This is a genomic window from Deinococcus betulae, from assembly GCF_020166395.1.
Classification (GTDB): Bacteria; Deinococcota; Deinococci; order Deinococcales; family Deinococcaceae; genus Deinococcus; species Deinococcus betulae.
Map to the genome: position 1 here is coordinate 1 of NZ_JAIQXU010000036.1, position 24,546 is coordinate 24,546.

Below are 24,546 nucleotides of genomic sequence, written 5' to 3' on the forward strand. Positions count from 1 at the left end.
CCCGAAGTACAGCTAGACTGAGCACTGGCAAAGCTGCTGTCATGACTAGTGAGGGGCAGCAAGAGAGCCTCAAGCCGCCTGTTCCAGACCCAGTTCAGGACGGAGAGCAGCTCAAGAACCGACTCATCGCGGTTGCCTGTTTCGTTAGTGGTGCAGAGCCTAAGGGCATCATCCCAGCGCCCTCGCCCTCTTCGCCCTTAGTCCAGTTCCAGAGTTAGGGTGACGGGGCCGTCGTTGGTCAGGCTGATAACCATGTGGGCGCCGAACACCCCCTCCTCCACCGGCAGACCCAGGTCGCGCAGGGCGGCATTGAACACCCCGTACAGCGCCCTGGCCTGCTCGGGCGGCGCGGCGGCCGTGAAGCTGGGACGGTTGCCGCCCCTTGTCTCGGCGTACAGCGTGAACTGACTGATGCTCAGGATGCCGCCGGCCACATCCTGCACGCTGCGGTTCATTCGGCCCGAGTCGTCGCCAAATATCCGCAGCTTGGCCACCTTGGCCGCCAGGGCGCGCGCTGTGGGCTCGGTATCGGTGTGCGTGACCCCCAGCAGCACCAACAGGCCCGGCCCAGTGCGGCCGGTCACCTCGCCGTCAACCGTGCAGTCGGCGTGGGTCACCCGTTGCAGCGCCGCGCGCACCTAGGCGCCCGGCGCGGTCAGGCGGCCCTGCACACTGGCGATGGCGCCGGTCAGGAGGTCGGCCTCGGTAAAGTCCAGGTTGCCGCGCGTTTTCTCGGCCAGCATGACCAGCAGTTTCAGGCTGCGCTCAGCGGTCTGGCGGGCGCGGCGCTCGTCCAGCAGGCCGTCGCGGGCCGCGCTGGCCGTGGCGGCGTTCAGGTCGCCCAGGGCCGCCTCGGCGGTGGCCTGCAGGGAATTCACGAGTCCGACAAAATCCGGGTGGGGCATACCGCGCCAGTGTACGGTCAGGCGGGCAGCCGGGGGCGCCGGCTGCGCGCTTCGCGCCGGGTCTTGGGATCCAGCCCCACCAGCAGAAAGAAGTTTTCCAGGGCGTTTTCCTGGCCCTTGATGTCAGGATGGGCGTCTTCCGGGGTTCCGGTCACAAACGGCAGGCCCTGGTACAGGCTCAGGGCGTGCGCAATCGTCTCGTCTGGGCCGTGGCTGTCGGCGTGGGTGCCCAGCTGGACATAAATCTCGCGGCGGCTTTCAGCGTGCCTTAGAAAAGCGTCCGGGTGCGGGGTCTCGCCGGCACGCAACATGTCCTGACGCGCAATCCGGCGGTAATGCTTGAGGCCCTGCTGAATCTGTTCGGTGGACAGCATTTCCTTCATGCCGTCAGCGTACCGCCTGTGTCGGGGGCGGAGGTCACACCAAGCTTAAAAGGCACACGACTGTTGCCCACGAACCATTTGAGACCGCATTGTCCCAAAGCATTAGAAAAATGAGTTTTTGCAAAATTTGGCATTCGTGGAAAGAGGGCTGACATGGTGCTTTTTGACGAACCTTTCCCATGAGGGTCTTCTTGAGAATCCTGAGGTCTGGCCGCTATTTCCAGGCTCTTGATCAGGTTTCAATCACGCATAAAGACCGTATAGGCGCATACTCAGCCCGCCTTTTCCCAAGAATAAAGGACAAATAAATAAAGGGACGATAAACTGCGCAGGTCAATGAAAGTCTTCCGTGCCCTGCTGACCCTCGCCGCCCTTTGTGGCAGCGCCACCGCCGCCACCTACACCGTTAAGCCCGGTGACACCCTGTACTCGATTGCCAAGGCGACGGGTGTGGAGGCCGGCACGCTGATGAAGCTCAACCGCCTGAGTAGCTCCACGATTCAGGTAGGCCAGAAGCTGAGCACCGGCGGCAGCGCCCAACCGGCCGCCGCCAGCCGCCCCGCTGCGCCCGTGGCCGCAGCGCCGGCACGCGGCAGCGCTTTCGTGCGCTCAGCTGCCACCCGTTTCCTGGGGATTCGCTACGTGCTGGGCGGCACGGGTGGCGGCGGCCTGGACTGCAGCGGCTTCACCATGAATGTCTTCCGCCAGATGGGCATCAGCCTGCCCCGCACCGCAGCCGCCCAGTGGAGCGCCGGCAGCGCCGTCAGCCGACGCGACCTGCGCGCCGGCGACCTGGTCTTCTTCAACACGATGGGCCGCGTGGCCAGCCACGTGGGCATCTACATGGGCGACGGCATGATGGCCAACGCCAACAGCTACTACGGCCGCACCATTATCGAGCCGCTGTTTGGCAACGCTTACTGGTCCAGCCGCTACAACGGCGCCCGCCGCGTCCTGAACTAAGCCAAGCACACTTTCATTGACCGACCCCCGCCACCCCGGCGGGGGTTTTGCATAACGCAGCGCGACCACTCAAAAAAGCTGGTCGCGCTGCGTTATGACTTCAGTTCTTCACGTTCAGGTGGCGTCTTCCAATTGAGCGCCTTGCCTGCACTGGTTGTCAAAGACTTATCTCTACACCAGAAAAGGTCTCAGCAGTAGGCCTTTTCCGGCGGGACGTTTATTGCCGGATCACCTGGGCGTCTTTGGGGAGGGCACGGATAGACGCCGCACTGAGCCCAGAGTTGACGCGGTAGTTCGAGACGCTCAGGTCGGCAACTGTTTTGCCTGCGCCGCTAAGAATCTGGATACGGGTCGGGCGCCAGCCTGCTTCGGTAATCCAGACTCGGGTGCGGTCGCCGCTGCCCGACTTGGGCGTGGCTTCCAGCTGATACTGCCGGGCGCCCGCCGCGCCGCTGGTGGCCAGCAGTTTGACGTTGTAGGCGCTGAGCATGGCGGCGGTGTTGCTCAGCTGCGTGAAGTCCAGTCCCAGGCCCGCCGAATTGGCCGCGTTCTTGGTGCTAGTGACGGTAATCTGGTTGGTCAGATAAAGGTACTGACGAACCTCGTTCTTGTCGGCCACGACCACATTGTCGGCCAGGGCGTCAGGCGCAGCGAACTGCACACGTGCCACGTTCTGAGCGGGAATGGCCTTGACGGTGAGATCAATGCGCTGCGCAGCGCTGTCCAGAGCCGCCGTTCCGCTCAGGCGAAACGACACGTCTTTGGCCGCTTTCTGGGTGGTGTCTACTTTGTTAATGATGTCCTGTGCGGTCTGCGCTCCGGCCACAGGCAGCAGAGCGGTCAGCAGGGTCAGAGTCAGGCGTCTGGTCATACCGCCGCAGTATCGGGCGCCCACTCATGAGAAGGCCGCCGCACACCTGATGGGCGGTTTATTCTTGCGCCCAGACGTGCCCTAGGTCAGTTTGAGATCAGGGACTGTCCGTGCCGGCGAGGGGCAGAGCGTAGGAGACGCGCAGCCCAACACCCGCCGCCCCGTCCAGTCGGCGCCCCCCGTTCACCTGCACGCCCAGGGTGCCTGGCCCGGCGGCCAGGGTCGCCTCTACCCCCGCACGCAGCGGCGAGCTGACGGTGCGCCACGGCTCGTAAGCAGCATAGAGACGCAGGGTGCTGCCCTCGCCCAGCACTTCGTTCCAGGCGGCGCTGCCAGTGAGGCCCAGGGTATGCGGCCCGACCAGTGCGTCCAGGGCCAGGGTCAGACCGGCCTCGGTGGCATACGACAGCCCGCCGCTGAGCCCCAACACGTCCCGCCCAGCGCGGGCACCCAGCCGCCAGGAGAGTGTGCCCACCAGTTCCACCTCGGGTTCGGCCAGGGCTGATTCATCGGGAGCAGGCTCGTCGGGGGCAACTTCGCTGGACGTAGGTGGTTCTGTGGGCAGGGTGTCACTGGGGACAGTGTCAGGTAGAGAGTCTGCGGCCATTGGTTCGGCATCCTCAGCGGCTTCTGCACCCTGCACAGGCCGGGTCAGGACGCGGCGGCCCTCGACACCCGCCAGCAGATGCGGCTGCGCCCCGAATTCGCCCCCGACCACCGCCACCACTTCGCGGGAGAGGCGGTAGCGCAGTGTGAGGTCGCCGCTGATGCCACGCTCACGCAAATCGGTGGCGGTCTCCGTGAACGCGGCGTTCGGGTCAGCAGCGGTGGCAGAGGTGGTAAAGGCAGCGGCCCCCAGATTTAGGGCCAGCGGGCCCACGCTGCCACTGGCGCGGCTGGCCAGCCGCACGCCACCCTGCCAGGTCACAGTCAGGTCACTGCTGACGCTGACCGCCCCCAACGGCGGAAGCGCGAGACCCCGCACGTAGCCCAGCCGCGCGGCGCGGGTGCCGGCCACGGCCGTGACGGTGCCGCCCAGCAGCGGCAGGTCGCTGACACCGGCCTCGGCCCAGAGGGGAGAGCCTACAGGGCGCGCATACGACACCCCGAACTCCAGCGTGACGGCCTGGGCGCCGCCCACCCCCACCGCAGCGGCCAGCGCCAGCACCCGAACAATCTGCACCATGCCGGCAGGGTAGCAGGAGCGGCCTGGGTGAGGAGGGGCGCTGTCAGGGTCCAACACAAGTTCTCTGCGGCCTGGCACGCAGGTGGCCATCTGAAAGAGTGGGTTCCGGCACAACTCGCTCCAGAGACATTACGGGACAGAACCCGGAGTCATCGCAGCTTCCATGAGCAACTGGGCCGTCAGGTTCCGGCAAGCCCAGCGCGCTACCGTGCAGCCATGCGTTTGCGTCTTGCCGCGCCGGCTGTGTTGCTCTCCCTTGCCCTGGGCGCCTGCGCGCCGCTGCAACAGGTGTTCCAGGTGCCCGAGGTGGCGGTCCAGAGCATCGGCCTGACAAGCCTGAGCCTGCCCGGCGGCTTTGGCAGCGCGCCTGTTGCCCAAATTCGAGTGGGGCTGCGTGTGACCAACCCCAACCCCTTGCCGCTGCGCCTAGCCAACCTGGGCGGCTCACTGGTGATTGACGGCGCCGCAGTGGGCGACGTGAACTTTCCGAATATTGCCCTGCCCGCGCGCGGCAGCGCCGAACAGGTGGCCGACTTGACCCTGCCGGTGTCGCTGACGACCGCCGCCTCTTTTCTCAAGGTGGCGCGCGGGCAACTGGTGACCTACCGGGTGGATGGCCGGTTCAGCGCGGATTTTGGACCGCTGGGCCTGCAGAACTTTGGCCCCTACACCCTGGCGCAGGGGCAGTGGAAGCAGGACCCAATCTTGCCGTTCTGAGAAGGGTGCAGCCCTGGTCAGCAACTGTCAGACCAGGGCTAACGAAAAACAGCTCTGGTTCAGCCGCACTGAATTCCAGGGGTAGATTCCGGGTCTTCTGTCTTGCTGAACTTCGCCCTCTTACTCAGGCTGCTTGTCGCCCTTTTTCTGCCCGCCCGTATGACCCACCTAACCTTTGAAGGACAGCGCCAACCTAGAAGATCTCGGTTGCCAGTCGCTGTAATTGTCTCAGCCCTAGTCAGCTCATGGCACTGCCCCTCTTCCGGATGGCGCCTGACCTTTCTTTCCTCGAATGCTCTAGGCTGAGCTGGATGAGTGGCCCTCTTGCCCCTGACCCGCAGCGCGCCTGGGCGTACCGGCCGGCCTCTCCCCTGCTGGGTCAGGCGGGCGGGCCACTGTCCGGCCTGACCTTCAGTATCAAGGACCTGTATGGCGTCGCGGGCTGGCCGCTGCACGCCAGCACCCGCGCGCCGGTGCCGGACCCTGGCCCCAGTCCACTGGTCACGCGCCTGCTGGCGCTGGGGGCAAGTGCCACAGGCAAAACGCACCTGCACGAAATCGCGCTGGGCATTACGGGCGCCAACGGTTACGGCGGCACCGAACACCCGACACTGCCCGGACATGTGCCAGGCGGCAGCAGCAGCGGCGCGGCAGTCAGCGTGGCGCTGGGGCAGGTGGATTTCGCGCTGGGGACCGACACTGGCGGCAGCATCCGCATTCCAGCGGCGTGGTGCGGGGTGGCCGGGTTCAAGCCCACCAAGGATCATCCAGCCTGGCCATTGACCGGGGTGCTGCCGCTGGCCCCCAGCTGCGACCACGCCGGGCCGCTGGCGCGCGACGTGGCCACACTGGCGCGGGTGCATGACGCCCTGGCCGGCACCCAGACCCAGGCGCAGCCCTGGACAGGTGTGCGGGTGGGCCTGTGGCAGCCCGAGGGCTGGGTCACCCAAGAGGTGGCACAGGCGACCGAGGCGCTGGCAGATCAACTGCGCAACTTGGGGGCTGAGGTTGCCCCCGCCGATTTTCCCGAGGTTCTGGACGCCTACTCGCCCACCGTACTGAGCGAGGCTGCAGAGGTCCACCGCGCGGCGCTGGCGCTGCCTGACCCGGCCTTCCTGCCGGTGACGCTGGCTTCACTGCGGCAAGGAGCCGCCCTGAGTGCGGATGAACGGGCCGCCGCACAGGAGCGCCGCGTGGCTTACCGGGCGCAGTTGGACAGCCTGCTAGCGCGGTTTGATGTGCTGCTGGCCCCAGCAGTCCCCACCCCACCCCCCCGCATAAGCCAGGATGAGGTTGAGTTGCCCGGCGGTCCCCTGCCCCTGCGCCGCGCGGCCCTGCGCCTGACCGCTCCCTTTAGCCTGCTGGGAACGCCGGTGGTGACGCTGCCCACAGGTCTGCCCTTTGTGGGCGCGCAACTGGTGGGCCACCACGGTCAGGACGAGCATCTGCTGGGCCTGGCCCTGAGCCTAGAGGGCAGCCAGTGAAGCGCGGTTGGCCAGTCCTGGTGCTGCTGGCAGCCTGCGCCCCCACCCAGCAGGCGCAGCCAGTGATGACCTACGAGGGCGAGGTCCGCTTTTTGCTGCTGCCGCAGCGTCTGCGTATCACCTATACCGTTAATCCGGTGACCCACAGCGTTAGCGGGACCTACCGCAACCTGAGCAGCGGCGACGCCTTTGTACTGGAAGGCACGCTGCTCCCCGGCCCGGACGGCGCGACGCTGACTGCTCGCATCACCCCCGCCGAGACCGCCCGGCTGAACGCCAGCGTTCTGGGCTTTGGCGTGAGCAATATTCCCCTCAAGGCCAGTGCCACCCTGAGCGCCTTGGTAGGCCAGGACACCCTGAATGGGGCACTGACGGTTAACGCCCTCCGGTATCCCGTGACGCTGAAACGGCTGCCCTGAAGGGGATTCGCGCGGTTCAGCGCGTAGCATCTGTGCAGAAAATGCTCTAAACTCCCGTGTTCACCCTTACAGCAGTGCTAGGGGGAGGAAAGGCCCCGGAATCCATCCGTTAGGCTGAAGGAGTTGGTTCATACGAAGGCACATCTCATTACCTACGGCTGTCAAATGAACGAGTACGACACGCACCTCGTTCAGTCTCAACTGGTCAGTTTTGGCGCCGATATAGTGGAATCGGTGGACGAGGCCGATTTCGTCCTGATCAACACCTGCGCCGTACGCGGCAAGCCGGTCGAGAAGGTGCGCAGCGTCCTGGGCAAGTTGCGCAAGGCCAAAGAGCACCGCCCGTTGGTGGTGGGCATGATGGGCTGCCTGGCGCAGCTGGAAGAAGGGCAGCAGATGGCCCGCAAGTTTGGCGTGGACGTGCTGCTGGGACCAGGCAGTCTGCTGGACATCGGCAAGGCGCTGGAAACCAACGACCGGTTCTGGGGGCTGGCCTTCAAGGATGAGCTGCACGACCACATTCCGCCGCCGCCCACCGGCAAATTGCAGGCGCACCTGACCATCATGCGCGGCTGCGACCACCACTGCACCTACTGCATCGTGCCCACCACGCGCGGGCCACAGGTCAGCCGCCACCCGGACGATATTCTGCGCGAGCTGGACACCCTCCTGGCAGCGGGCGTGCAGGAAGTGACCCTGCTGGGCCAGAACGTGAATGCCTACGGGGTAGACGGCGGGGCACGGCTGGGTGGTTACCCGAGTTTTGCCAACCTCCTGCGCCTGGTCGGCCAGAGCGGCGTCCAGCGCATCAAGTTCACGACCAGTCACCCCATGAACTTCACCGAGGACGTGGCCGCCGCGATGGCCGAAACCTCGGCTGTGTGCGAGTACGTGCATCTGCCGGTGCAAAGTGGCAGCAGCCGTGTGCTTAGACGCATGGCCCGCGAATACACCCGCGAGAAGTACCTGGCCCACATTGCCGATATCCGCAAGCACATGCCGGACGTAGTGCTGGCCACCGACATCATCGTGGGCTTTCCCGGCGAGACTGAGGAGGACTTTCAGGAGACCCTCAGCCTTTACGACGAGGTGGGCTACGACAGCGCCTATATGTTCGCCTACAGCGCCCGCCCCGGCACGCCCAGCTACAAGCACTTTGACGACCTGCCGCGCGAGGTCAAGACTGAGCGCCTGAGCCGCCTGATCACCAAACAGAAAGACTGGAGTGCCCGTAAGAACGCCGGGAAAATTGGCACGGTGCAGGAGGTGCTGCTGCGCGGCGACGCCCACGACGCCAACTTTCTGGAGGGCCACACGCGCGGCAACCACCCCACGGTCGTTCCCAAGGTCATGGGCATAACGGGCGCAGGCATCTATCAGGTGCGTATCAACCACGCCACGCCACATGTCATGTACGGCAAGCTGCTGGACGCCCAGGGCAACGAGCTTCCCGAACTGCCCAAGCACAACCCCGAAGCGGCGGCCCTGAGTGCGCCGCTGGCGATGGCCTGAGCCGCGCCGCCCAATGTCCTTTAAGCCCGCCTGAAGACACCCTCAGGCGGGCGTCACATTCGGGTCAGGGTGAGCGGGCACAGTGAAGCGCATGAAACGACTGGGTGTGGTGACGGCAGGACTGGCAGGACTTCTGGCTGGGTGCGGCAGCTTCGGCGCGGCGCCAGATGGCAGCGGCGGCGGCCGCATCGAGCAGATGAGGACGGAATACAAGCTGGGCAGCACATTCATCGCCTGCGACAACATCGCCAACAATGTTGGGCGCAGCAGCCAGACCCAGGTGGGCGTGCGCTTCGTTCTCTCGGGCAGCATCAGCACCGTCACGGTGTCGCTGAAGGGCGTGAACTCAAGCCAGTACGACAACAACTTCAAAGAGACCTTTACCCGCGACCAGCTGCAATCGGTAGACACCAACACCTACCGCGCGCTTTTCAATGCCAACTCGGCCACAGGCGCTTTCCTGCCGCAGGCCATTGTGGTCAATCCAGCGCCCGTCAAGATCAAGACCGTGACCGCGTCAGACCAGGTAGGCGAGTTCTACGCCCAACTGGACGTGAACACCGGCTCGGCCACCTACTCCTTTAACGGCAACAGCGCGCCGTTCCGCGTTCCGGTGTACCGCAACTGCACGGTCACGGGCGACACTGGCGAGAACGTCTAAAGTTCATCCGCCCTGTAGGGCTCAAGATCAGAGCCTGTCCAGACGCCTTTTGCACCGCCGCTACTTGGGGCGGTGTCTTTTTCTCTTTTCTTCTGGGGCGCTCAAGACCCCATCACACACGCGTCAGCTTGGAGAGGCACAGTGAGAGGCATGAAGAAAGCCGCTTTGCTCTCTCTCGGTCTATCTGGGCTGCTCGCCAGCTGTAACGTCACGGTGGTAGGGCCCTCGGTTGACCCAGTGCGTAACTTTCAGCTTCAGGCCTACCAAAGCCAGTACACGCTGCCCGCTGACTACACGGATACGCGCACAGGCACGGTGTATCCCAAAGGCACATCTATCATTTGCGACAACCTCAACACCCGGCTGAGCGTCACGCTGGACTGGAACGGCACCATCAGTGAGGTGGGCGCCCGTCTGGTGGGACGCGACACGGGCACCACGCGCCGCGTGTACTCCAACCCGCTGGGCGACATGTATTCCAGCAGACCCTCCACGTTTGAATTTGTGGTGGGGCCGAACACCGCGCCCCTGAGCCTGTCGGCCGGCAAGTTGGGTGCCCAGGCCATCGTGGTCAACCCGGTGCGCACCTTCACGGTCAAGGGCGCGACGTTTGTTGACGTGCAGGCCCGCTCCTCAGACGGCACCACGACCCCCATTCGCCAGAGCGTGCAGGCCATTCCCGTGGCCGACTGCACCGTCTAAACCGCATGAAAAAAAGGCCCCGTCCAGATGCGACGGGGCTTTTTTTCTCAGGTCAGCGGCGTCAATCCCGCTTCAATCTGTGGGCGCCTCGGCTCCAGGAACGGCGCGAGAATCAGGGTTTCGCCCAGGTGGGCCGGGTCTTCATCCACGGCGAACCCAGGGCCGTCTGTGGCCAGTTCGATCAGGACGCCCTGCGGCTCCCGGTAGTAGATGCTCTGAAACCAGTGGCGGTCCACTTCGCCGCTGGTGCGTAGCCCTAGGCCGCTCAGATGGGCATTCCAAGCGTGGTAGTGCCCGTCTTGCACCCGCAGGGCCAGATGATGCACGCCGCCGGCGCCAGGGCGGGCTGGGGGCAGCGCAGGGTTAATGCGCAGGTGCAGTTCGGCGTGGGGACCTCCTTCGCCCATCTGGTAGACCTGAACGGTGTGCGCCGCGTTCTCCGAATCGGGATAGGTGCCGCTGGCCGTCAGCCCAAACGCCCGTTCCAGCACCCGCGCAGTGGGAAAGAGGTTGGGCAGGGTTAGCTCAGCAGGCCCCAGGCCATAGATTTGATGCTCTGCGGGGACAGAACTATCCGGCCAGACCACGCCCTGAGGCCCACCCTCGACCAAGCTCAGGCGCTGGCCCTCAGGGTCGTGGAAATCCAGATGTGGACGCCCGGCGCGGGTGACGGGTGTGACCTGAAGGCCCTGCCCTTCCAGATGCCCCTGCCACCACTCCAGCGACCCCAGTGGCACCCGCAAACTGGTGCGCGAGATGCTGTGGTTGCCGGGCTGCTCGGGCGGCACTGGCCACTCGAAGAAGGTCAGGTCGCTGCCGGGACTGCCCTCGGCATCGGCGTAGAACAGATGGTAGGCGGTCACGTCGTCCTGATTCACGGTTTTCTTGACCAGCCGCAGCCCCAGCACCCCAGTGTAGAAGCGCAGATTTTCGCGGGCATTGGCGGTAACGGCCGTGACATGGTGCAGGCCATGCGGAACAAGAGGGATCGTCGTCATGGTTCTATTCTAATCGTTTAATGTTGAGCGATTGTGATGGGCCAGCGATGAATAAGGCGGGTGCCCGCTAGAGGGGGCTGGCCCGCCTCAGCCCCCTAGCTCCTCGGTTCCTTCTCCCAGTCCGCAAAGGTCTTGCCCTCCGCTGCCAGCCGCTCCAGCAGGGGCGCAGGGGCCTTGCCGCCGTAGCGCTTCAGGTCGTCGACCACGCCTTGCAGCCCCTGCTCGCTGGCATAGTGCATGGGCCCACCCCGGTAGGCCGGAAAGCCATAGCCGTAGATATAAATCACGTCAATGTCACCGGCGCGCGCCGCAATACCCTCGTCCAGAATCCTGGCCCCCTCGTTGACCAGGGTGGCAGTCAGGCGGCGGGTAATTTCATCCTGGGTGAGTTCGCGCGGCGTCACGCCTTTCTCGGCGCGGTAGGCGTCAATCAGCGCCTGCACATCAGCATTTGGGCGGGGCCTGCGGTTCTCGTCGTAATCGTAGATACCGCCGCCCGTCTTCTGTCCTTTGCGCCCAGTTTTCACCACGCGGTCCAGCCAGCCGTCCGGCTCGGGTTCGCCGCGTTGCTGCGCCCGGTGGACGCGGATCGCGTGGCCGATGTCCAGCCCGGCCATATCGGTCATCTGAAACGGCCCCATCGGCAGGCCCAGGGCGTTCATGGCGGCGTCCACGTCACCTGGGGCCGCGCCTTCCTCGACCAGCTGGCGGGCTTCCTCACCGTAGCGGTGCACCATGCGGTTGCCCACAAAGCCGTCACACACGCCCACCACCACGCCCACCTTGCCGATCTGTTTAGCCACGGCCATGCTGGTCGCCAGCACCGAGTCGCTGGTCCTGTCCGCCCGCACGATTTCCACCAGTTTCATCACGTTGGCGGGGCTGAAAAAATGCAGTCCGATCACCTGCTGGGGGCGCGAGGTCACAGCCGCAATCTCGTTCACATCCAGCGTGCTGGTGTTCGTGGCCAGGATGGCGTCTGGCCCCGCAACCGCGTCCAGGCGCGTGAAGATGTCTTTCTTGACGGCCATACTCTCGAACACGGCTTCGATGATGAGGTCGGCGTCTTTCAGGTCTGCGAGGTCGAGGCTGGGGGTTAAGAGGCCCAGTCTCGTGTCCACATCCTCGGCGCTGATGCGGCCCTTTTTCGCGCTGCTCTCGTAGTTGCGGCGGATAAGGCCCAGGCCCCGGTCCAGCGCCTCCTGACCGGTTTCCACGATGGTCACGGGAATGCCCACGTTCAGGAAGTTCATGGCGATGCCGCCGCCCATCGTGCCCGCACCAATGACGCCCACCCGGCGGATAGTGGTGGTGGTGGTGTCTTTGGCCAGTCCGGGCACCCGGGCACTCTCGCGCTCGGCAAAGAAGATGTGGCGCAGCCCGCGCGACTGGGGCGACTCGCGCGCTTCCATAAACTTGACGGCCTCGGCCTGCCAGCCCTCCTGAAAGGGCCGGGTGGCGGCCAGTTCCGCGAGGTCAATGATGAGCGACGGCGAGAGCTGGCCTCTGTGGGTTCTTTTGATGGCTTCGCGGGCCGCTTGAAACGCCTCCGGAGTGACGTCAGGACTTGAATCCGTCAACGTGCGCTCACTGACCCGGGGCAGTGGGCGGATGGTGGCATGGGTGCGGGCGAACTCAACAGCGCCGGACAGCAAGTCACCAGCTATCAGCTCATCTACCAATCCAATGTCTTTTGCTTCTGCCGCGCCGATGAGGCTACCGGACAGCATCATGCTGAGCGCCTTAGCCACCCCCACCACGCGGGGCAGCCGCTGGGTCCCGCCCGCACCCGGCAGCACGCCCAGCTTCACCTCGGGCAGCCCCAGGCGGGCGCCCCCTACGGCCACGCGGTAGGTACAGGCCAGCGCCAGTTCCAGACCGCCGCCCAGCGCCGTGCCGTGCAGCGCGGCCACCGTGGGCTTGGGGAAGGCGTCCAGTTTTTCAACCGTGCCGCGCAGGTCGGGCGCCTGATCGCGCGGCAGATTGAAGGTCTTGATATCGGCGCCGGCCACAAAGGTGCGCCCACCGCCGATCAGAATCACGGCTTCAATGGTGTCGTCGACTGCCGCCGCGTCCAGACCGGCTTTCAGGCCTTCAGGCACGCCGGGCGAGAAGGCGTTCACGGGGGGGTTGTTGATGGTCAGAACGAGGACAGAGCCTTCACGGGTTTGCTCGACCAGTTGGGGGTTAGTCATGGTGGGGTGGCCTCCTTGGGTGGGGGCGGGGGAAGGGCTTGAGGTTGGCGGCCCCAGCTTTCCACGATTCGGAAAGGGGGTCAAACACGCGCGCGTTCACTATGTCCGTCCACGTTCATTCTGAGCGGAGTATGCTGCGCCGCATGACCGACACCATGCAGGCTATCCGGGTCGAGCGTCTTGGCCCTCCCGACGTGATGCAGCTTCAGGACGTGCCCGTGCCGCAGCCTGGCCCCGGTGAGGTGCGAATTGAGGTCGAGGCTGTGGGCATCAACTTTGCCGACGCCCTGGCCGTGGCCGGCGAATACCTGACGCGCACCCGCGTGCCCTACACACCGGGCATGGAGTTTGCGGGCCGTATCGAGTCGCTGGGTGAAGGGGTCAGCGGCGTGCAGCCAGGGCAGCGGGTGGCGGCGCTGGGCGGCAGCGGCGCCCTGGCCCGCTACGCCACCGTGAACGCGGCGGGCCTGATTCCCGTGCCCCAGAGCCTCAGCGGGGCGCAGGCCGCCGCCTTTCCGGTGTCGTACTTCACGGCCTACCACGGCCTGAAGACGCTGGGCCGCGGCCAGGCCGGGGATTGGGTGCTGGTGCAAGCCGCCGCCGGGGCGCTGGGCACCGCCAGCGTTCAGCTGGCCAAGGCCCTGGGACTGAACGTCGTGGCCCTGGCCAGTACCGAGGAAAAGCTGGACCTGGCCCGCCGCCTGGGTGCCGACGTGACGCTGCTGCAAGATGACCCTGAGCGCGTGCAGAAGGTCAGGGACGCCGCTGGCGGCAAGGGCGTACCGCTGATTCTGGAAGTCGTGGGAGGCGCGCGCTTTCAGGAAAGCCTGGACATGGCCGCCAGCCAGGGCCGCATCATCGTAATTGGCAACGCCAGCCGGGAACAGGCGAACCTGCGCCCCGTCGAACTGATGAAACGCAACCTGACCGTCACGGGCCTGTGGCTGACCAGCTTGATGGGGGACCGCCAGGCCACCGCCGAGGCCGCGCAGGTGCTGGGCGAACTCGTGGCCAGCGGCCAGGTGGTCCCCCAGGTCGGCCCCACGTACCCCCTGTCCCAGAGTGCCCAGGCGTTTCAGGACCTTCTGGACAGAAAGACGACCGGCAAGGTGATTATCGAACCGGGGCAGTAAGGCAACAGACGACTCCCCTGCCAGGCCCCCCATCAGGGGCCTTAATTTACTTCATCAAGAAATCATCTTAGACTGAGTACACATCTGAGGCCAACGGTGGCATCCGCTTCCGTTGGCCTCATGTTGTGTCCGCTTCCGGTCACGCCCTGGTCATGGACCGCCAGTCACAGTGCCTGCAGGTCCAGTCAACACGCTCCCCTGTGAGGTCGCTATGAACGATGCCCCCTCTGCTCCACGCCACCCCGTTGCCTTTCTCGTGCATCCGCGTACCAATGTGGCGCGTGACCTGGGCGGCATTTTCAGGCCCCTGGGCTGGGTGCCCAACCACGTGTACGACGCCGCCCTGCGCCGATTTGACCTGCCTGCACCTGTTACAGGAACCCTGCGCTACGCAGACCGCCCAGCCGAGACTGCCGCCTGGCTGCTGACTGTGCCGCTCACACCAGCCAGCCTGCTGCAAGGCGGGCGCCGCGTACAGCGCATTATTGATGGGGCGGTAAGTAAAGCCGCTGCCCTGGGCGCACGCACCGTGGGCCTGGGTGCCCTGACGGCGCCGGCCACGGCGGGGGGGGCGGCCCTGCGTCACCGCACCGATGTGGGCATTACCAACGGCAATGCCTTTACCGCTGCCATGACCTTTCTGGGCGCCGAGCGCCTGCTGAGCCTGTGCCCTCCAGACGCGCGCATTGCCCTGGTCGGCGCCAGCGGCAGCGTCGGCACGCCTCTGACCCAGCTGCTGGCCCGCCGCACCCAGCAGCCCCTGCTGCTGGTGGCCCGCAACGAGGCCCGCCTGCTGAGCCTGCAAGCCTCGCTGCCGGCGGGCCGCGCCGAGGTCACCACCGATATGCGCCGGGTGCGCGAGGCCGACCTTGTGGTCCTGCTGACCAGCGCCACCGACGCCGTGCTGCGCAGCGAACATCTGAAAGAAGGCGCAGTGGTGCTGGACGATACCCAGCCGCGCAACACCAGCCCTGAACTGCTGCAGGAACGACCTGATGTGCGCGTCATAGACGGCGGCCTGGTCAGCGTGCCGGGCGTGCAGCGCAAAGGCTTTATCGGCTTGCCACAGGGGGTCGCCTACGCCTGCCTGGCCGAGACGCTGCTACTGGGCCTGGCGGGCCATCAGGGACACTACTCGCTGGGGCGGCCCCGTCTGGAGCAGGCCGAAGAGATGCTGGCACTGGCGGGCCGCTTTTCGCACCTGGGCTTTACCCTGGCTGCCCCCCATTCGTTTGGCCAGCCGGTCGAACTTGAAGAGGCCGCCGCAGGCTCCGCGCCCGTGCCCATGGGTCCGCTGGCTGGGGCGCAGGCGTGAGCGCGCCGGCGCAGGTGGTCATCGTGGGCGGCGGCTACGTGGGCCTGGACGCCTACCGCGCCCTGATGCGGCAGCTGGGTGAACAGGTCAAGCGCAGGGAGGTAACAATTACCCTGATTAACCCTGTCCCGTACCACACCTTCCACGGCTTCACGGGTGAGGGGCTGGGGGGCCTGGTGCCCCTGACGCATACCCTCACGCCCCTGGCGCCCCTCATTCCACACGCACGATTTGTCCAGGGCCAGGTGACACAGGTAGACCTGGAGGCCCGGCGGGTACACGTGGCGCAGGAGGACGGCGCGGAGACCTGGTTGCCCTACGACCATCTGGTGCTGGGCATCGGCTCCGTTGACCCGCTGGACCAGGTGCCTGGACTGCGCGCCCATGGCCGGCGCCTCAAAGATTCACGCGATATGCATGCATTTCACGCCGAAGTGAACGGCCGTTTCCAGGCTCGTCAACCCACCACGTTCAACGTGATTGGGGGCGGCTACGCGGGCGTGGAGATGGCGGCGGCCCTGCGCGAGCGCCAGCAGCGTGAAGGCGTGGGAGGCGAAGTTCATCTGCTGGCCAGTGGTCCGGTGCTGGAGACCCTGGGTGACCGCCTGGCCCCACTGGCCGCCCACGCCCGCACCTCGTTGCGCCGCGCTGGGGTCCAGGTGCACGAAGGCGAGCGGGTCACCGAACTGGTCGCAGCTGGCGCTCACGCTTCTCGCTTCTTTCCTGCTGACCTGACCCTTTACGCTGCCGGGATTGCCCACACGGCCTTGCCAGGCACTGAGCGTCTGCCACGCGACGCACGCGGCCGACTGCTGACCGACGAGTGTATGCGGGTGCCGGGCCACGCGAACATCTGGACTGGCGGGGACGCCGCGCGGGTCCGCCGCCCCCAGCGCGACGAGGACTGCCCCGTCAATGCCCTGTGGGCCATGAAACATGGCATGTGCGCTGGCAACAACATCGGCCGCAGTTTGAAAGGCCAACCCCTTCGCCCCTTCGCCTACCGTGGCCTGGGTCAGAGCGCCAGCCTGGGGCTGGGCGACGGCATTACCGAACTACTGGGCATGCGCTTCACGGGCCCACTGGCGTGGGTGATGCGCCTGGCCTTTTTCGCCTGGTTCATGCCAAGTAAGGCGCAGGGCGCACGTGTGGTGGCCGACTTGTTGTGGCGGCGGCCGAAAGCGGTGCGGGCCGCCGCAGTGGACACACCCAGCACGGTGGCCTGATCGGAAAATCCGGCATCGAGATACAACACTCTAGCCGTTATGAGCGAGTTTGCCGAGTGAGTTTCTGCGCCGAGCCGATGGGCGGTGTGAAAGAGCCAGTGACGCGCTTGAAGTATCAAGACACGGATGACAGCTGTGAAACCCGGAGAAGCGGCTAGACCCCCTCGTCTAGCCGCTTCTGCATTCAAATTAGTGGCGCTGTTGAGTCTTCGTCTTACAGCGTCTTCGGCAGACTTTGCAGGGCCACCAGTGGCAGGGTGCTGTCCCCCTGCCGGAAGGCCGCCAGATAGCCGTTGACGGTGCCGCCGGCCCGCTCCACCAAACGCGCCAGCGCCTGCGCCGTACCGCCTGAGGCCACCACATCCTGCACCACCGTCACCTGCTTGCCCTTCAGGCGCGCCGCATGCGGGCCGTCGAGCCACAGGGTTTCGGCCACGCCCAGGGTCATGCTGGGCACGTCCTGAATGATGGGGTTTTGCATGTAGGTGCGCCGCTTTTTACGGGCACAAACATACGGCAGGCCCGAACGGTCGCTGAGTTCGTGCGTCAGGGGCAGGGCGTTGGTGACCACTGTCAGCAACACCTCGGTGCCCTCAGGAATGAGAGCCACCATCTCCTGCGCCACGGCGTTCGTAAATTCACTGTCGCCAATGAATTCCACCAGCGGCACGCGGCCCATGCCTCCGGCACGAACAGTGGGGAGGGTGCGCGACACGCCGCCGATGGTCACGGTCAATTCCTGCTGGGTGCTGGTCATGGCTCAGGCTAACGCACCCACGTCGGTCTGTCACAAAGACGCGCAGAGGCGTCCAGGGCCGCTGGAACGCCTCTGCGCTGCCCGACGGGTTTACTTGAACAGGGGCAGGTGGCCCAGCGCCGTAACCTCGGGGCGCTCCTGGCCTTCGGTGAACACAGCAACCACCGCCGCGACCTCACCGCCCACCTCTTCAATAATCTGGCGAATTGAGTGCAAGGTGCCGCCACTGGACACCACATCGTCCACGATGGCGACCTTGCGGCCACGAATTTTTTGCACGTCGAAGCCGTCCAGCACCAGCATCTGCGGCTTACCTGTGGTGATTGAAATGACCTCGCGCGCCACCGGGTCCACCATGTAGGGTTTCTGGGTCTTGCGGATCACGATGTAAGGCTTGCCGCTTTCCCGGCTCAGCACATGCGCCAGCGACAGCGCCTTCACCTCGGGGGTCACCAGCACCTCAATCTCGGCGGGCAGGAGGGCGGCCAGTTCGCGCCCAGCCGCCTCGGTGACTTCGGTGTCACCCAGCATGTTAAAGAGAGCAACACTGACGCCGGGCGCAACGGGAACGATGGGAAGCTCGCGGGTAACCTGACCCACTTGAACCTTGAACGTCTTCACTCTGGGTAGTGTACGGCACCGCTCTGACCCTGCCTGCTCGTGTTCAGCCCCAGGCAGCCGACGACCTGGAGCGCCTACACCACAAAGAGGGCGTCCTTCGCCACCCTCTTTGCCTACAGAGGCACCTTGACTCTTTCCGCACGCTGAGGGCGACCTCCGCAGCACCACCCAGCACTGTGGACTGCTGAGAACCGGTTGAGGGCTTGCCTTTCAACAGCGCTGGGTTCCGTGCTCAGAAGTCAGCCATACTCTGGCCGTTCAGCGTGGGCTCACCCTGGTTCAGTCGCAAGGCCAGGCTCAGGGTGTCACCGCTGCGCTTCAGGTAACCCGCCTCGATAAAGGCGTCGAGGTTGTCTTCCAGGCCACGGCCAAAGGTGCCCAGCAGGCCGCGCATCGCGGCTTCCGACCCCTGCAAGTTGGCCTGCACGTCCAACATGCCCAGCGCCCCCGTGGGTTCTTCCAACAGGGCTTTCAGGTCGGTGTCACTCAGGGCAGCGGCGCCGGGGAGGGCCGCGCTGCCCGTCAGCAGGACTTCGCCGCCCTCACCTTTCAGGCTCAGCCGGTCCAGGGTCAGGACTGGCTTGTCCTTGACCAGGGCCAGCAGGTCAGCGCCCGCCTGCTTCTCCTGCTCGGGGGTGAGTGACTTCAAGTCGCCCGCTGCCGAGGCCACACCTGTGGTCTTGCGCGTCTCATCCAGCAGCACCAGGAGGCGGTGCAGCGGGGCCTGGGCCAGGTGCCCGACCCCCAGGTGCAGTTGCACGCCGCCGTAACTCTGGCCGGCGCCCTCGGCACGGCCGATGTCGTAGTTCATGGCCACGTCGTAGTGTTCGCCCTTCAGAGCGCTCTGGGCCGTGACTGCCACGTCCTGTACATTGATCTGCTCGCTGCCGTCGCCCAGGCGCACCTGCGCCAGCTTTAGGGTGCTGCTGCCGGTGCCCAGGCGGTCTTCCGGGCCGCTGCGGCGCAGATCGCTGGTCAGGGTTACATTGCCCACCTGACCCGAGCCGTCCGGGCCGCTCATCTGAAGGCCAGGCCAGGTCAGGTTGGCGCGGGTCTGGAGCCCACGGACCTCAACCTGGCCTTTCAGTGCCTGCCAGGTCAGGTTGGTGCCCTCTTCTGTCACGGTGCCGGCCGGCACGCCAAGGTCGCTGGTGGTGTCGCCGTTCAGCGCAATGCGGGTCAGCAGCTTCGGCTTGTCGGCCGGAAAGGCCCGCTCGTACCCCGCCTGAATTTTGGGGTCTTCAAAGCGCACCGTGGTATGGATCACCGCCTGCCCGGCCGCCTGAAAGCCGGGCAGCGGCCCGTGCTGAATCTCGTTGGTCACGAGCAGGTTGACCGGCGCCGCGGCGTCCGTGAGGGTCACGCGCATGGTCTGGGTGCTGCGGGTCAGCCCCCGCTGATAAGACAGCTGCTCCACCTTGGCGGCGCCGCTGGCCTGGGCTGAAAGCTGGAGGCCGGCCGTCAGGTCACGGGTAAGGGTCTGGGCACGGCTGGAAAACAGGGCGGTGGCCCCGGCGTAGGTGCCGGCCAGCAGTAGGGCGCCCACCCCCAGCAGCAGGGGCAGAGGGCGGCGGCGGGCGCGGGGACGGGTGGGGGCCGGTGGGGGAACAGTCATGGTAACTCCTGGCAGTGAAGGGGCAAAGGCAAAGCTCGGTCTTCCGGCAGGCTACCGGGCGCGGCGGGGGCGCGTTGCCTCATGTGTGGCCAGCCTCCGGCCCCTGTCCCGCCCCTGCCAAGACAGGTGACCAATTGTTGACTTGTTTTGTCCTCCATAAAGGTTTACCTTTTTTGTCAATGATTGCTTCTGCCTCTCCCCTTCCAGCCCAGACCGACCTCAGCGCCCTGAAGTTCAATGCGTGGCTGGTCGTTGTGGTGACGGCCCTGGCTCTGCTGTCCAGGCTGCCGGCACTGACGCTGGGGCTGGGGGCGGCCATGCTGCTGGGCGCGCTGATACCGCAGCGCTCGGTGCTGCGCGCGGCCTACCGAATGCTGGGGCCACGGGTAGGCCTGACCCCCGACGTGGTGGCCGAAGACCCGCGCGCCCACCACTTTGCACAGGGCGTGGGCGGCAGCTTTCTGCTGGCCTCGGGGCTGCTGTCCCTGTCCGGTCTCTGGGTGGCCGCTACCGTGCTGGGGCTGACGGTCATGGCCCTGGCCCTGCTCAACCTCTCGCAGAAGATCTGTGTGGGCTGTCTGATGTACTTCCAGTTTCGCCGCCTGAGGTACGCCCTGCTGGGGCGCTAAAGGTTCAGACCACCGCCCCACCGCCGTCTCCTGCCCCTATATAAGGAAGCCACCTGCCATGTCCGACATTGAAGCGCTGAAAAAAGAAGTTCCTCCCTTCCAGATTTTCGACCTGATTCCGCAGTACGCCGCCCAGGGCTTTATTGACCCCGAGCGCATTGACCTGCTCAAGTGGGCGGGCGTCTATCCGCAGCGCCCCCAGGAAGACGGCTTCCTGATGATGCGCGTGCGTGTGCCCGCCGCCGAGTTCTCCAGCGCCACCCTGCGCGAGGTCGCCAATATCGCCGAGGAGTACGGCCGGGGCTTTCTGGACGTGACCGACCGTCAGGCCTTTCAGTTTCACTGGCTGACCATTCAGGATATTCCGCGTATTTTTGACCGCCTGGCCCCGCTCGGGCTGCACCCCAAAGGTGCGTGCGGCGACACGGTGCGCGCAGTGATTGCCAGTCCCCTGGCCGGCCTGGACGCCCGCGAGATCATAGACGTGCGCCCGCTGGCCTTTGCCATGGAAGGCAGCCTGACCGGTAACCCTGACTTTCAGGACCTGCCGCGCAAGTTCAAGATGAGCCTGACCGCCACGCCCGAGCTGGAAGGCATTCACCTGATTAACGACATCGGCTTTCTGGCACACCGCGTGAACGGCGAGATCGGCTTCGATGTCTGGGTGGGGGGTGGCCTGGGGGCCGTGGCGCACCTGGCCAAGCGCCTGGGCGTGTTCATCCGCCCGGAAGAAGTCGTGGAGGTCGGCCAGGCCATCACGGCGGCCTACCGCGACCACGGCTACCGCCAGAACCGCAAAAAGAGCCGCCTGAAGTTCCTGATCAAGGACCTGGGTGCCGAGAAGTTCCGCGAGATTGTCGAAACCGAGTATCTGGGCCGCAAGCTGCAAGACGGCCCCTCAGCCCCCGTGGCCCGCTTCGGCGGCAACGACGTGCTGGGCATCAACCCGCAGGCCGACGGCCTGAATTACGTGGTCGTGGCCACCACCGTGGGCCGCATCAATCCCGAAAAGGCGCGCGCGCTGGCTGACCTGGCCGACCGCTACGGCAAGGGCACGCTGCGCACCACCGCCTTCCAGAACATGGTGATTCCGCATGTGGGCACAGAGGACCTGGAGGCCATCAGCGCCGAACTGGCCGCCCTGAATCTGGCGCCGAAGGCCACCATTCGCGGCACCACCATCGCCTGCACCGGCAACCAGTTCTGCCGCCTGGCCCTGACCGAGACCAAGGCGCGCACCGCCGACTTAGTGGACCATCTGGAACCCCTCACCCTGGCGCTGGACGTGCCGTTTACCATCAACCTGACGGGCTGCTCGAACGCCTGCACGCGCTATCAGGTGGCCGACCTGGGCTTCATGGGGGCCAACCGCACCGACAAGGACGGCAGCGTCCATGAGGTCTACAACGTGCATCTGGCGGGCAGCATCGGGCAGGCGCAGCGCACCGGCACCAAGCTCAGGGGCGCCGTGCCCGCCGAGCGACTGAACGAATACACCGAGGCTGTGCTGAGCGACTTCCAGGCAGGCAAGGCGCCGGGCGAGAGCTTCGTGGAATACGCCGACCGCATGGGCCACGAGCGCTTTACCCCCGACGCTGTGCTGAACGCCAAAGAAGTAGTGGGCGCATGACCATCCTGGCAGAGCGCCCCGCCACCCAAAAAGGCCGCGTGGTCTGGCTGACGGGCCTGAGTGGCGCAGGCAAAAGCACGCTGGCCAGCGCCCTGTACGCCGAGCTGCTGGCGCGCGGCATTCCCACCGAACTGCTCGACGGCGACGCGGTGCGCGAGAACCTGAGTAAGGGGCTGGGCTTTTCCAAGGCAGACCGCGATACCAACGTGCGCCGCATCGGCTTTGTGGCCGGGCTGCTGGCCAAACATGGCGTGACAGTGCTGGTCAGCGCCATTAGCCCCTACGCCGACACCCGGCGCGAGGTGCTGTCCGGGCTGCCCAATCCCCTGGAGGTCTTTGTGGACGCGCCCCTGGAGGTTGTGACGGCGCGCGATGTCAAGGGGCTATATCTGAAGGCGCTGGCCGGGGAGATTCCGCACTTCACCGGCGTCAGCGACCCCTACGAGGCGCCCGAAGCCCCGGACCTGCACCTGCGCACCGACCAGATCGCGGTGGATGAGGGGGTGCGGCAGTTGCTGGTGGCCCTGGGGCTGTGACAGCTGTGGACCGGACCGAAGAGGCCCCGCGCCTTCCCTGGCTTCCCGCCGCCTTCTCCCCGGACACCGACCCGCTGGAGGTTATCCGCTGGGCGCTGGCGACCTACCCCGACCTGCGGATGCCCAGTGCGTTTAACCTCAACGGGGTGGTGCTGCTGGACCTGGCTTATCAGGCGGGCTACCGGGGCGAGGTGATCTTCGTGAACACCGGGTTTCACTTTCCCGAAACCCTGGCCACGCGGGACCGCCTGGCGGCGCGCTATCCGGGCCTGACCTTCGTGACCTTGAATGCGGGCGCCCACCCCGAGGACGGGCAGACCGACCCCACGCTGTACGCGAGCAACCCGGATGCCTGCTGCGCGGCGCGCAAGGTGACCCCCTTGCAGGCCTATCTGCGCCAGCAGGCCCCCTCGGCACTGCTCAACGCCCGCAGCCGCGACCAGGCCGCCACCCGCGCCGAGATTCCGTTTGTCGAAGACGGCGCGCGCGTCAAGATCAATCCTCTGGCCCACTGGACGCGCGAAATGCTCGAAGCGTACGCCGCCGCCCACGACCTGCCGGTCAATCCGCTGTACTGGGACGGCTTTCTGAGCGTCGGCTGCTGGCCCTGCACCCGCGCGGTGCGCCCCGGCGAGGACGCCCGTGCGGGCCGCTGGGCGGGCCAGGGCAAAACCGAGTGCGGCCTGTGGGCCGGCGAGGGGCGCCTGTGAAGGCCCAGCGATGTTCCCCCTCTTTCTTTTTGCCGCAGTAGTTGACCCCTTTTGTCCACCAAGTACGCTGACTCCACCCCATCCGAGGTTGCCCACGACATGACGATTCTGCTGCCCCACCTTGCCTCCTCTGCCCTGCCGGCCCCTCTGGGCGGCACCCTCGTCAGCCGTCTGCGCCACCCCGGTCTTGACTTTGACCCCGCCGAGCTGGCTGGCCTGCCCCGCCTGGCGCTCTCGGACCGCAGCGCCGCCGACCTGGAAATGCTGGCGACGGGCGCCTACTCGCCCCTGACCGGCTTTGTGGGCGAGGCCGATTACCTCAGCGTCATCGAGCGGCTGCGCCTGGCCGACGGCACCCCCTGGAGCGTTCCCATTACGCTGCCCGTGAGCCGTGAGGACGCCGCGCGCCTGCGGGGCCGCGTGGTCCTGACGGTGGCCGGCCAGGATGTGGGCTGGATAGACGTGCAGGAGGCTTACGAGGCCAGAAAGGCCCTGGAAGCCCGCGAGGTCTACCGCACCGAGGACGAGGCGCACCCCGGCGTGGCCGCGCTGTACGCCCAGGGTGATTACAACCTGGCCGGCGAGGTGGCGCTGTTTGACGTTCCGCGCGGCGCCTTTCCGGGGCATCACCGCACGCCCGCCGAAGTCAGAACGGTGATTGAGGCGCGCGGCTGGCGCAGCACCGTTGCGTTCCAGACCCGCAACCCCATTCACCGCGCCCACGAATACCTGCAAAAGGTGGCGCTGGAACTGGTGGACGGCCTGCTGCTGCACCCGCTGGTAGGCACCACCAAGGGCGACGACGTGCCCGCCGACACCCGCGTCAAGGCCTATGAGGTGCTGCTGGCCGGGTACTATCCCCAGGCCCGCACCCTCCTGAGCGTCTACCCGGCCGCCATGCGCTACGCCGGGCCGCGCGAGGCGATTTTGCACGCCCTGTCACGGCGCAACTACGGGGTCACGCACTTCATCGTGGGGCGTGACCATGCGGGCGTGGGCAGCTACTACGGCACCTACGACGCCCAGGAGATTTTCAGTGCTTACAGCGCCGAAGAACTGGGTGTGCAGATTCTGAAGTTTGAACACACCTTTTATTGCAACTCCTGCGGCCAGCTTGTCAGCCCACGCACCTGCCCTCACGATTCTTCCCACCATCTGGTTCTGAGTGGCACGAAAGTCCGCGAAAAGCTGCGCGCCGGCGAGGATCTGCCCGCCGAATTCACCCGCCCCGAAGTGGCCGAGGTGCTGCGCGCCGCCTATACCGGGCGGGCGTAGAGGCGCTTGTCGGGTCTGGCCGCTGACCCTCCTCAGGCTGCCGCCTGCGCCCTCTTCCTCATCTTCCTGACCGGGCCTTAAGAAGCCCTGAAGGCGCCGCCAG

General features: G+C 65.9%; 25 protein-coding genes. 15 read left to right on the forward strand and 10 right to left on the reverse strand.

Translation table 11 applies throughout. The features are described from left to right. Positions 1 to 197 precede the first annotated feature (197 nt). From dtd to K7W42_RS19840, 3 genes are read right to left on the reverse strand one after another with little or no spacing between them, the layout of a single operon-like run. On the reverse strand, positions 198 to 638 hold the full coding sequence (gene dtd / locus K7W42_RS19830; protein ID WP_224576888.1) for a D-aminoacyl-tRNA deacylase: 441 nt from the start codon (positions 636 to 638) through the stop codon (positions 198 to 200). Further along, positions 639 to 905, reverse strand: coding sequence for a DUF1844 domain-containing protein (locus tag K7W42_RS19835; protein ID WP_224576890.1), 267 nt, complete (start codon positions 903 to 905; stop codon positions 639 to 641). Positions 906 to 922: 17 nt separating this feature from the next. After that, positions 923 to 1,288 (reverse strand): hypothetical protein, encoded by a 366-nt coding sequence (locus K7W42_RS19840; RefSeq protein WP_157459305.1) that lies wholly within the window; start codon positions 1,286 to 1,288, stop codon positions 923 to 925. 336 nt (positions 1,289 to 1,624) lie between these two features. On the opposite strand from K7W42_RS19840, the gene K7W42_RS19845 reads away from it, so the two are divergent. Then, entirely contained in the window at positions 1,625 to 2,251 is a 627-nt protein-coding gene (locus K7W42_RS19845; protein WP_224576892.1) for a C40 family peptidase, read from the forward strand. A gap of 217 nt (positions 2,252 to 2,468) precedes the next feature. On the opposite strand, the gene K7W42_RS19850 is transcribed toward K7W42_RS19845, so the two are convergent. Beyond that, complete coding sequence (locus tag K7W42_RS19850; protein WP_224576894.1) at positions 2,469 to 3,122, reverse strand: outer membrane lipoprotein carrier protein LolA; 654 nt, start codon at positions 3,120 to 3,122, stop codon at positions 2,469 to 2,471. Between the two features lie 97 nt (positions 3,123 to 3,219). Next, positions 3,220 to 4,308 carry a hypothetical protein gene (locus K7W42_RS19855; protein ID WP_224576896.1) on the reverse strand — a complete coding sequence of 363 codons (1,089 nt, stop codon included), beginning with the start codon at positions 4,306 to 4,308 and terminating at the stop codon, positions 3,220 to 3,222. Positions 4,309 to 4,524: 216 nt separating this feature from the next. On the opposite strand from K7W42_RS19855, the gene K7W42_RS19860 reads away from it, so the two are divergent. From K7W42_RS19860 to K7W42_RS19885, 6 genes are all read left to right on the forward strand, one after another. Further along, complete coding sequence (locus K7W42_RS19860; RefSeq protein ID WP_224576898.1) at positions 4,525 to 5,025, forward strand: LEA/WHy family protein; 501 nt, start codon at positions 4,525 to 4,527, stop codon at positions 5,023 to 5,025. Between the two features lie 311 nt (positions 5,026 to 5,336). Continuing rightward, the gene (locus K7W42_RS19865) at positions 5,337 to 6,509 is read left to right on the forward strand and encodes an amidase (protein WP_224576899.1); all 1,173 of its coding nucleotides are present in this window, start codon (positions 5,337 to 5,339) and stop codon (positions 6,507 to 6,509) included. Then, complete coding sequence (locus K7W42_RS19870; RefSeq protein WP_224576900.1) at positions 6,506 to 6,928, forward strand: hypothetical protein; 423 nt, start codon at positions 6,506 to 6,508, stop codon at positions 6,926 to 6,928. The genes K7W42_RS19865 and K7W42_RS19870 overlap by 4 nt, the downstream gene beginning before the upstream one ends. Before the next feature lie 123 nt (positions 6,929 to 7,051). Beyond that, entirely contained in the window at positions 7,052 to 8,440 is a 1,389-nt protein-coding gene (gene miaB / locus K7W42_RS19875; protein WP_224576901.1) for a tRNA (N6-isopentenyl adenosine(37)-C2)-methylthiotransferase MiaB, read from the forward strand. Between the two features lie 91 nt (positions 8,441 to 8,531). Beyond that, positions 8,532 to 9,101, forward strand: a complete 570-nt coding sequence (locus K7W42_RS19880) for a hypothetical protein (protein ID WP_224576902.1) — start codon at positions 8,532 to 8,534, stop codon at positions 9,099 to 9,101. Between the two features lie 150 nt (positions 9,102 to 9,251). Beyond that, positions 9,252 to 9,803: a hypothetical protein gene (locus K7W42_RS19885; protein WP_224576903.1), complete on the forward strand. Its 552-nt coding sequence runs from the start codon at positions 9,252 to 9,254 to the stop codon at positions 9,801 to 9,803. Between the two features lie 47 nt (positions 9,804 to 9,850). Here K7W42_RS19885 and K7W42_RS19890 read toward each other — a convergent pair whose 3' ends face one another. Together K7W42_RS19890 and K7W42_RS19895 are read right to left on the reverse strand one after the other, a co-directional pair. Beyond that, positions 9,851 to 10,801, reverse strand: a complete 951-nt coding sequence (locus K7W42_RS19890) for a ring-cleaving dioxygenase (RefSeq protein ID WP_224576904.1) — start codon at positions 10,799 to 10,801, stop codon at positions 9,851 to 9,853. 95 nt (positions 10,802 to 10,896) lie between these two features. Next, complete coding sequence (locus tag K7W42_RS19895; RefSeq protein ID WP_224576905.1) at positions 10,897 to 12,996, reverse strand: 3-hydroxyacyl-CoA dehydrogenase NAD-binding domain-containing protein; 2,100 nt, start codon at positions 12,994 to 12,996, stop codon at positions 10,897 to 10,899. A 143-nt stretch (positions 12,997 to 13,139) separates the two neighbouring features. On the opposite strand from K7W42_RS19895, the gene K7W42_RS19900 reads away from it, so the two are divergent. The 3 genes from K7W42_RS19900 to K7W42_RS19910 all read left to right on the forward strand — a co-directional run bounded on the left by K7W42_RS19900 (position 13,140) and on the right by K7W42_RS19910 (position 16,670). Then, positions 13,140 to 14,129 carry an NADPH:quinone oxidoreductase family protein gene (locus tag K7W42_RS19900; protein WP_224576906.1) on the forward strand — a complete coding sequence of 330 codons (990 nt, stop codon included), beginning with the start codon at positions 13,140 to 13,142 and terminating at the stop codon, positions 14,127 to 14,129. 211 nt (positions 14,130 to 14,340) lie between these two features. After that, positions 14,341 to 15,444: a semialdehyde dehydrogenase gene (locus K7W42_RS19905; RefSeq protein ID WP_224576907.1), complete on the forward strand. Its 1,104-nt coding sequence runs from the start codon at positions 14,341 to 14,343 to the stop codon at positions 15,442 to 15,444. Beyond that, complete coding sequence (locus K7W42_RS19910) at positions 15,441 to 16,670, forward strand: NAD(P)/FAD-dependent oxidoreductase (RefSeq protein WP_224576908.1); 1,230 nt, start codon at positions 15,441 to 15,443, stop codon at positions 16,668 to 16,670. The genes K7W42_RS19905 and K7W42_RS19910 overlap by 4 nt, the downstream gene beginning before the upstream one ends. 214 nt (positions 16,671 to 16,884) lie before the next feature. On the opposite strand, the gene K7W42_RS19915 is transcribed toward K7W42_RS19910, so the two are convergent. From K7W42_RS19915 to K7W42_RS19925, 3 genes are all read right to left on the reverse strand, one after another. Beyond that, entirely contained in the window at positions 16,885 to 17,427 is a 543-nt protein-coding gene (locus tag K7W42_RS19915) for a phosphoribosyltransferase family protein (protein WP_157461205.1), read from the reverse strand. A gap of 90 nt (positions 17,428 to 17,517) precedes the next feature. After that, entirely contained in the window at positions 17,518 to 18,048 is a 531-nt protein-coding gene (locus K7W42_RS19920) for a phosphoribosyltransferase family protein (RefSeq protein ID WP_224576909.1), read from the reverse strand. 232 nt (positions 18,049 to 18,280) lie between these two features. Then, positions 18,281 to 19,663, reverse strand: a complete 1,383-nt coding sequence (locus K7W42_RS19925) for a YdgA family protein (protein WP_224576911.1) — start codon at positions 19,661 to 19,663, stop codon at positions 18,281 to 18,283. A 179-nt stretch (positions 19,664 to 19,842) separates the two neighbouring features. Here K7W42_RS19925 and K7W42_RS19930 point away from each other — a divergent pair, with 179 nt between their 5' ends. From K7W42_RS19930 to sat, 5 genes are all read left to right on the forward strand, one after another. Continuing rightward, entirely contained in the window at positions 19,843 to 20,292 is a 450-nt protein-coding gene (locus K7W42_RS19930) for a DUF4395 domain-containing protein (RefSeq protein WP_224576913.1), read from the forward strand. A 58-nt stretch (positions 20,293 to 20,350) separates the two neighbouring features. Further along, entirely contained in the window at positions 20,351 to 21,922 is a 1,572-nt protein-coding gene (locus K7W42_RS19935; RefSeq protein ID WP_157461210.1) for a nitrite/sulfite reductase, read from the forward strand. Then, positions 21,919 to 22,458 carry an adenylyl-sulfate kinase gene (gene cysC / locus K7W42_RS19940; protein ID WP_224576915.1) on the forward strand — a complete coding sequence of 180 codons (540 nt, stop codon included), beginning with the start codon at positions 21,919 to 21,921 and terminating at the stop codon, positions 22,456 to 22,458. Before K7W42_RS19935 ends, cysC begins: the two co-directional genes overlap by 4 nt. 5 nt (positions 22,459 to 22,463) lie before the next feature. Next, positions 22,464 to 23,168, forward strand: a complete 705-nt coding sequence (locus K7W42_RS19945; RefSeq protein WP_224576917.1) for a phosphoadenylyl-sulfate reductase — start codon at positions 22,464 to 22,466, stop codon at positions 23,166 to 23,168. Positions 23,169 to 23,267: 99 nt separating this feature from the next. Continuing rightward, positions 23,268 to 24,443, forward strand: a complete 1,176-nt coding sequence (gene sat / locus K7W42_RS19950) for a sulfate adenylyltransferase (protein ID WP_224576919.1) — start codon at positions 23,268 to 23,270, stop codon at positions 24,441 to 24,443. Positions 24,444 to 24,546 lie beyond the last annotated feature (103 nt).

What these genes read in the sequence shown, in the direction of transcription:
- K7W42_RS19835 (WP_224576890.1), bottom strand. Translation starts at nt 905, where the DNA reads ATGCCCCACCCGGATTTTGTCGGACTCGTGAATTCCCTGCAGGCCACC.
- K7W42_RS19840 (WP_157459305.1), bottom strand. Translation starts at nt 1,288, where the DNA reads ATGAAGGAAATGCTGTCCACCGAACAGATTCAGCAGGGCCTCAAGCAT.
- K7W42_RS19845 (WP_224576892.1), top strand. Translation starts at nt 1,625, where the DNA reads ATGAAAGTCTTCCGTGCCCTGCTGACCCTCGCCGCCCTTTGTGGCAGC.
- K7W42_RS19850 (WP_224576894.1), bottom strand. Translation starts at nt 3,122, where the DNA reads ATGACCAGACGCCTGACTCTGACCCTGCTGACCGCTCTGCTGCCTGTG.
- K7W42_RS19855 (WP_224576896.1), bottom strand. Translation starts at nt 4,308, where the DNA reads ATGGTGCAGATTGTTCGGGTGCTGGCGCTGGCCGCTGCGGTGGGGGTG.
- K7W42_RS19860 (WP_224576898.1), top strand. Translation starts at nt 4,525, where the DNA reads ATGCGTTTGCGTCTTGCCGCGCCGGCTGTGTTGCTCTCCCTTGCCCTG.
- K7W42_RS19865 (WP_224576899.1), top strand. Translation starts at nt 5,337, where the DNA reads ATGAGTGGCCCTCTTGCCCCTGACCCGCAGCGCGCCTGGGCGTACCGG.
- K7W42_RS19880 (WP_224576902.1), top strand. Translation starts at nt 8,532, where the DNA reads ATGAAACGACTGGGTGTGGTGACGGCAGGACTGGCAGGACTTCTGGCT.
- K7W42_RS19885 (WP_224576903.1), top strand. Translation starts at nt 9,252, where the DNA reads ATGAAGAAAGCCGCTTTGCTCTCTCTCGGTCTATCTGGGCTGCTCGCC.
- K7W42_RS19890 (WP_224576904.1), bottom strand. Translation starts at nt 10,801, where the DNA reads ATGACGACGATCCCTCTTGTTCCGCATGGCCTGCACCATGTCACGGCC.
- K7W42_RS19895 (WP_224576905.1), bottom strand. Translation starts at nt 12,996, where the DNA reads ATGACTAACCCCCAACTGGTCGAGCAAACCCGTGAAGGCTCTGTCCTC.
- K7W42_RS19900 (WP_224576906.1), top strand. Translation starts at nt 13,140, where the DNA reads ATGACCGACACCATGCAGGCTATCCGGGTCGAGCGTCTTGGCCCTCCC.
- K7W42_RS19905 (WP_224576907.1), top strand. Translation starts at nt 14,341, where the DNA reads ATGAACGATGCCCCCTCTGCTCCACGCCACCCCGTTGCCTTTCTCGTG.
- K7W42_RS19915 (WP_157461205.1), bottom strand. Translation starts at nt 17,427, where the DNA reads ATGACCAGCACCCAGCAGGAATTGACCGTGACCATCGGCGGCGTGTCG.
- K7W42_RS19925 (WP_224576911.1), bottom strand. Translation starts at nt 19,663, where the DNA reads ATGACTGTTCCCCCACCGGCCCCCACCCGTCCCCGCGCCCGCCGCCGC.
- K7W42_RS19930 (WP_224576913.1), top strand. Translation starts at nt 19,843, where the DNA reads ATGATTGCTTCTGCCTCTCCCCTTCCAGCCCAGACCGACCTCAGCGCC.
- K7W42_RS19935 (WP_157461210.1), top strand. Translation starts at nt 20,351, where the DNA reads ATGTCCGACATTGAAGCGCTGAAAAAAGAAGTTCCTCCCTTCCAGATT.
- cysC (WP_224576915.1), top strand. Translation starts at nt 21,919, where the DNA reads ATGACCATCCTGGCAGAGCGCCCCGCCACCCAAAAAGGCCGCGTGGTC.
- sat (WP_224576919.1), top strand. Translation starts at nt 23,268, where the DNA reads ATGACGATTCTGCTGCCCCACCTTGCCTCCTCTGCCCTGCCGGCCCCT.